The sequence below is a fragment of the Streptomyces muensis genome, assembly GCF_021474425.1.
GTDB lineage: Bacteria > Actinomycetota > Actinomycetes > Streptomycetales > Streptomycetaceae > Streptomyces > Streptomyces muensis.
Window position 1 is genome coordinate 1 of the sequence record NZ_JAKEIP010000376.1, and the last position, 6124, is coordinate 6124.

At 75.1% G+C, this 6124-nt stretch carries 6 protein-coding genes and 1 pseudogene; 1 reads left to right on the plus strand and 6 read right to left on the minus strand.

What is annotated here, in order from left to right:
• Positions 1 to 2453: tetratricopeptide repeat protein (locus tag L0P92_RS41105; RefSeq protein WP_234768247.1), on the plus strand; the 2453-nt coding region annotated here is incomplete at its 5' end.
• A 37-nt stretch (positions 2454 to 2490) separates the two neighbouring features.
• Here L0P92_RS41105 and L0P92_RS41110 read toward each other — a convergent pair.
• The 6 genes and pseudogenes from L0P92_RS41110 to L0P92_RS41135 all read right to left on the minus strand — a co-directional run.
• Positions 2491 to 3078, minus strand: coding sequence for a hypothetical protein (locus tag L0P92_RS41110; protein ID WP_372497420.1), 588 nt, complete (start codon positions 3076 to 3078; stop codon positions 2491 to 2493).
• Positions 3053 to 3856 carry an FkbM family methyltransferase gene (locus L0P92_RS41115; RefSeq protein WP_234768249.1) on the minus strand — a complete coding sequence of 268 codons (804 nt, stop codon included), beginning with the start codon at positions 3854 to 3856 and terminating at the stop codon, positions 3053 to 3055. Before L0P92_RS41115 ends, L0P92_RS41110 begins: the two co-directional genes overlap by 26 nt.
• Positions 3853 to 4062 (minus strand): Trm112 family protein, encoded by a 210-nt coding sequence (locus L0P92_RS41120; RefSeq protein WP_234768251.1) that lies wholly within the window; start codon positions 4060 to 4062, stop codon positions 3853 to 3855. Before L0P92_RS41120 ends, L0P92_RS41115 begins: the two co-directional genes overlap by 4 nt.
• Positions 4063 to 4064: 2 nt before the next feature.
• On the minus strand, positions 4065 to 4997 hold the full coding sequence (locus tag L0P92_RS41125; RefSeq protein WP_234768252.1) for a hypothetical protein: 933 nt from the start codon (positions 4995 to 4997) through the stop codon (positions 4065 to 4067).
• A 15-nt stretch (positions 4998 to 5012) separates the two neighbouring features.
• Positions 5013 to 5750 carry a class I SAM-dependent methyltransferase gene (locus L0P92_RS41130; protein WP_234768250.1) on the minus strand — a complete coding sequence of 246 codons (738 nt, stop codon included), beginning with the start codon at positions 5748 to 5750 and terminating at the stop codon, positions 5013 to 5015.
• Positions 5747 to 6124, minus strand: a pseudogene (locus L0P92_RS41135) (condensation protein); the annotation flags it as partial. The gene L0P92_RS41130 and the pseudogene L0P92_RS41135, both read right to left, overlap by 4 nt.

The following is a 6124-nucleotide window of genomic DNA, read 5'->3' on the forward strand; positions in this document are numbered from 1 at the left end:
GCTTCCCCCACGGCGTGGAACGCGCCCCGCTGCCCGCCCGCAGGCTCGGCGACCTGGCCCGCGTCCTCGACGACGTCCTGATCACCGTGCGCCGGGACGGCGACGAGCTGGAGATCGACGGCCGCCCGGTCCACCCCGGGTCCGCCACCGGGACACCGCCGGACAGCTACGCCCTCCCCGTGCCCGACACCGCCCCGCGCGTCCTGACCCTGCTGGCCGGCGGCCCGCGCGAACACGAGGAGGACCTGTCCGTCCCGGTGGCCTGGCAGATCCGCGTCCACGTCGGCGCCGGCCCCGTCCTGCTGCGCAGCGCCCGCGGCGATGTGTACCGGCTGCCGGAACGGGTCGCACCGGGGCGCGGCGCGGGGCCGGCCGGACGGTTCCTCGGGATCTCGGTGGCCCGCTACGACCACGAGGCGCTGCCCCCGCTCGACCACTCACCGGACCTGTGCCGCGAGGTGGGCGCCGCGTTCGGCGACACCTACGCCAAGGAGTACCTGGCCGACCCGTCCCGCGCGGCCGTCACCGAGCGGCTCGCCCGGCTGTCCGAGCGCGGGCACGCCGGCCCGCTGGTGGTGTACGTCCGCGGATACGCGCTGCGCGGCGCCCGCGGCGGCCCGCACCCCGCCTTCCGCGACAGCGATCCCGAGCGCCCGGACACCGTCCTGACCGGCGAGGAACTCTTCCACCTCGCCACGGAGTCGGGCGCCGACCAGGTCCTCGTACTCCTGGACACCGTACGGCCGCCGGGCAGCGGCGACGACTGGGGCTATCCGCCGCTGTCCATGGAGCTGAGAACGGCGAGCTGGACGGGGCAGATCTCCGTCCTCGTGCCCCACGGCACCGGCTGGGACCGGCTGTTCGGCTCCTGGCTGGTCCGGCTGCTGCGGCGCGGCCCGGACACCGGCCCGCAGGGCTGGGGCTGGTCGCCCCGGGACCGGTTCATCACCGGCGGCGAACTCATGCGGGCCGTCGCCCTCGACTGGCCCGGCGAGTACCCCTCGACACCCCGGAACTTCGCCACCGGCGTGCCGCGCGAGCTGCTGCCCAACCCCCGGTACGCCCTGCGCCACTTCCCGGACGACCTGAACCCCGCCGACTTCGGGGAGGCCTACGCGCAGGAGGCCGCCGCGTTCCTCGGCGAGGTGATCAGGGACAGCGCGGCCCCGCCCGAGGACCGGGAACGCGCCGTGTCCAACATGCTGCTGCTGGGCCCGGACCGGGGCGTCGAGGCCGCCGTCGCCCTGACCGATCTGGCGGAACGATTCACGACGGCAAGCCGCCCGACCGAGGCCGTCGCCGCCTACCAGGAGGCCATCGACCTGCTCCGGCCACTCGCCGGACAGCGGCCCGACAGCGCCCGACCCGCGCTGGGAGCCGCGCTGTACGGCCTCGCCGGCCTGCTCTCCGACACCTACCGCTGGACGGAGGCCCGGCCGTTCGCCGAGGAGGCGGTGGCCCTGCGCCGCCGGCTTGCCGAGAACCGGCCGGACCAGCGGCCCCGGCTGGCCGAGAGCCTGCACCTGTGGTCCCTCGTCCTGCGCAGCACCGGACTGCACCAGCCCGCCCTGGAGGCGGCCGTCGAGGCGGCCGACCTGTTCAGCCGGCTCACCGTCGACGACCCGGACACGCACCGCCCGGCGCTCGCCGTCTGCCTCAGCAGCCTCGCCAACCGCTACGGCGAGGTCGGCCTGCCACAGCACGCACTGACGGTCGCCGTCCAGGCGGAGGTCATCCGGCGGGCGCAGGCCGAGTCCGACCCGGAGACCCGCGCCGACCTGGCCCGCAGCCTGCATGTGCGCTGGTACTGGGAGCGCGCGCTGCGGCGCCCGGCCACGGCGCACACCACGATGACCGAGTGCGTGGGCATCCGCCGCGAACTCGCCGCCGAGCGCCCCGAGGTCCATCGCCCGAAGTACGCCGAGAGCCTCAACTGCCTCGCCGTCAGCCTCGCCGACCTGGGCCACATCGACCGCGCCCCGGTCCCCGCCCGTGAGGCCGTCTCCATCTACCGGGAACTCGTCGCCGCCGGCGCCGTCGACCTCCGCCGGCCCCTCGCCCGCACCCAGCGCAACCTCGCCCTGTGGCTCGGCACCCTCGGCCGGCCCGCGGAGGCGGTGTCGGCGGCGGCCGAGGCGGTCAGCCACTACCGCGAGCTGGAGGCCGAACAGCGGGGCCTGCACCGCGCCGACCTGGCGGACGCCCTGGAGATGTGGTCCTGGGCTCTGGACCTGCTCGGCGAAGGCAGGCCGAGGGCGATCGACGCCGCCCGTCAGGCGGTCGTGCTCCACCGCGAGCTGTTCGCCGCCGAACCGGACAAGTACCGGCGAGCCCTGGCCCGCAGCGTCAACACCCTGTCGATCCGCCTGGACGCGATCGGCCGCACACAGGAGGCGGCGCGTCTGCGCGCGGAGGTCCGCGACATCGTCTCCGGCGCGCTGCCCCCGTTCTGACGGCCCCGGCCACGGGACGGCCTCCGACGGGCCGCCCCTACCGAACCGCCACCCGCTGCAGCAGCCCCCACGTGAACTCGGCCACCACCTCCCGCCGCACCCCCTCCCCGTCCGGCGCCGTGAACGCCAGCCCCCAGCGCGTCGGAGCCGTGCCCTCCAGCGGCCGGGCGGGGGCGAAGGCGCGGGCCGCCTCGTCGACCGTGCAGGACCAGGGGGTGAGGTCGGACAGGGTGCGCAGGGACGGGCTCGCGGCTCCAGGGGCGCGCACCAGCCACTCGTTCCACACCGCGCCGTTCGGGGCGAGCAGCACCTCGAAGCGCAGGTCGGGCCAGAGCGGGACCGGCCACAGCCAGGCCTCGCAGTCCAGGTCGCCGACCTTGCGGGTGACGACGGACTCGGGCGCGCCCAGCACCGAGCGGTACCGGGAGGCGGTCCCGCGGGCCTGGGGCGAGCGGACCATGGCCTGCCAGCGCTTGTTCGCCTCGCGCATGTCGGCGAGGGAGACGCCCAGTTCACGGCGGGCGTCCTCCACCAGGTCCGGGTTGTGGTCGGCCATGCGGCGCAGCAGCACCAGCTGGAAGTGGAGCGGGGTGAACGGGCTAGCGGGGTGCTTCGCGGAGGGCATGCGTTCCATCGTCGCCGACCGGGCGCCGCCCGTCGGGCAGGAAGAGCACCGAATTGACGTAGCGCGGTCCCCGGAAGGGCAGGACCCGGCGCAGCAGGCCCTGGGTGACGACGTACGAGGTCTCCGCCTGGTGGGTCTCCAGCGGGAAGCGGCTCAGCGGCACCCAGTCACGGCCGGGCAGGACCCAGCCGTCGTAGCCGAGCAGGGAGAGGTACGTCACCACGGGGCCGATCGGCTGGATGCGGGACTCCAGCTCGACGAAGAGCGCGGGCCGGTCGCGCGCGAGGATGCCGGTCGCCCCGCGCAGCACCGCGAGCTCGCTGCCGTCCACGTCGACCTTGACGAACCCGACGTCCTTGAGGCCGAGTTCGTCGAGGGTGACCAGGCTGACCGGCAGCGCGGTGGCGTGGATGTTCCGGCGGACCAGGGAGGACACCCCGCGGTCGCCGGCGTCGTGCGGCGGCAGCCAGAGCCGGGCCGCGCCGGGGCGCTCGGCGGCCGCGGCCTGGACGACCCGGACGTTGGGCGGGGCCGTCGCCGCGAGCAGCCGCGCGAGATGCGGGACCGGTTCCACGGTCACCACCCGGCGGGCCCGCCGCGACAGCCGGCGCGTCCACGGGCCGTACCACCCGCCGACGTCCACGGCCGTCCCGCACCCGGCCGGGCACAGCTCGGCCAGCCGGGCCAGCTCCGGTTCGAAGCGCGGGTACACGGCCCGGGCGAGGGCGGCGACCAGTCGGGTGGGCAGCAAGGGGGCGATGTGCGCGGCCAGAGTCATGGGGCCATCCGCTGGAGGAGTTCCTCGTGTTCGTCGTCGGAGACCTGCTCGCCGGAGGCCGGCAGCAGCTGGGGGATGCCGTCGACGATCGGGTAGCGGCGGTGCAGACGCGGGTTGTACAGCGCGTCGCCCTCGGCGATGAGGTGCAGCGGCCCCTTGTCGAGGGGACAGGCCAGGATCCGCAGGAGCGGGTCGTCGGACTTCATGGTCATGGTGGTGTCAACTCCTTGGCTCCCACGGGAGGTTGAGGCGGCGACGGCTGCGCGGGACGGCGGTCGTGCCGCGGCATCGACATCAGTACGGTGAGGGCGAGTCCCGTACCCGCGAGTCGCAGCGCGAGCCGCAGCGGGTCCTCCGGCAGCGCCTCGCCGAACGACAGCGTGCCGAGCACCGCCGTGTACAGACAGGTCACCGTCGTGCACACCGGCACGATCAGCGAGGCCCGGCAGCGTTGCAGCGCCGCCTGCGACATGACCAGACCGAACGCGCCGGTGAAGAGAAGGAGGTACGGGTACGGGGAGCGGAGCAGGTCGAGCAGTGCGCCGCCGACCCCGCTCGTCGTCAGGTGGCTCGACACCCCCTTGATCGCCAGCGAGCTGACCCCGTAGAGCAGGCCCACCGCCACCCCGTACTCGACGCCGGTCGTCGGCAGCCGGTGCCGGTGCCGGGTCCTGCGCTCGGCGGAGTTGTACAGCCAGACGCCCGCCGCCAGCGACGGCACGCACACGAGGAGGATGAGGGGGTAGGGGGCCGCCCGGCCGACGGAATCCCCGCCGTCGGGTCCTTCCCGCAGCGACAGCACCACCATCAGCAGCGCGGCCAGGATCGCGCCGAGCGCGTACCGCTCCCGCCCGCTGGTCTCCTCGCCCAGCAGCCGCGCCGACAGCAGCACGAGCAGGACGAGTCCGGAGACGAAGATGCCCTGCGCGGCGGCGATCGGCAGAGTGCGGTAGACGACCAGCTGCGCCCCGAACCCGGCGGCGAGGGAGAGCGACCCGCCGATCCACAGCGGGCTGCCGAGCACCAGCCGCAGCAGCCGGGCGGGCTGCCTGATGCTCACCTGCGGCAACGCGGTCAGCGCCCGTTTCTCCAGGACGAAACCGAGGCTGTACAGGGTGTTCGCCAGCAGGGCCGCGCCCACTCCCCACCACATGCCTTACTTCTTCCTGGCGTGCAGCAGCAGGATCGACGCGAGCGCCGGCCGGGCGCAGGCCAGCCGGTCCAGGGGCCGCAGCGGACGCGGTACGCCGTGGAAGGGCGCCCCCGCCAGCCGTACGACCTCGAACCCGGACGCGGCCACGAACTCCCGCAGCGCCCGCGCGGTGTACAGCCGCAGATGCCCCACGACCTCCCGCCCCGGCCGGCCGTGGATGCCGCGCAGGCTGACCTCCGAGAACACCGGCTGCACCCCGGCCAGCAACAGGGCGCGGTTGTACCAGGCGGCCAGGTTCGGGGTGGACAGCATCAGATGGCCGCCGGGGCGCAGCACGCGGCGGATCTCGTCCAGGGCGGCGTCCGGGTCGACGAGATGCTCGATCACCTCGCTGAACAGCACGGCGTCGGCGGCACCGGCCGCGAACGGCAGCCCGCCGTCGGTGAGTTCACCGCGCACGGCGTACGGGATCCGGGTGCGGGCGCGGCGCAGCGCGTCCTGGGACCAGTCGACGCCGACGACGCGGTGGCCGGTCAGGAAGGGGGCCGCGGTGGCCGCGGCGGTGCCGTCGCCGCAGCCGATGTCGAGGATCGTGCGGGTGCGGCCCGCGGTGGCCGGGCCCAGGGCGTCGGCGAGCATACGGGCCTGGCGGCGGCTGCGCGGGGTGCCGGAGGCGACGGGGACGGTGGGGTCCTCGTAGAAGTCCCGCAGCTCGGGCGGTTTGGTGGGGGAGGTCGTCACGGGGTCACCTCCGTGGTGTGCAGATAGTGCTCGAAGAGGTCCCGAAGATGGGCGCCGTCGCCGTGGCTGAGCAGCGCGCGCGACCAGCGCAGGGCGAGGTGGAGGCGGCCCGCGGTGGAGGCGGTGGTGACGGTGAGGCCACGGGGCATCCGGGCCGGCGCCGAGAACCACACGGCGTGCGCACGGCCGGCCCCCTCGCCGAAGTCCAGCGGGTAGGGGATACGGCCGATGTTGCTGAGGAGGGTGGTGGAGGTCCAGGGCGCGGCGGCCCGGCGCAGCCCGCGGGTGAGGGCGGCACGGACGGCGACCGGCGCCCAGGGCGCGGTGAGGAGGGAGGCGCCGTGGCCGAGCTGGGGCCGGGGGAGGGACTTCAG

What these genes read in the sequence shown, in the direction of transcription:
- L0P92_RS41115 (WP_234768249.1), bottom strand. Translation starts at nt 3,856, where the DNA reads ATGACTCTGGCCGCGCACATCGCCCCCTTGCTGCCCACCCGACTGGTC.
- L0P92_RS41110 (WP_372497420.1), bottom strand. Translation starts at nt 3,078, where the DNA reads ATGCCCTCCGCGAAGCACCCCGCTAGCCCGTTCACCCCGCTCCACTTC.
- L0P92_RS41120 (WP_234768251.1), bottom strand. Translation starts at nt 4,062, where the DNA reads ATGAAGTCCGACGACCCGCTCCTGCGGATCCTGGCCTGTCCCCTCGAC.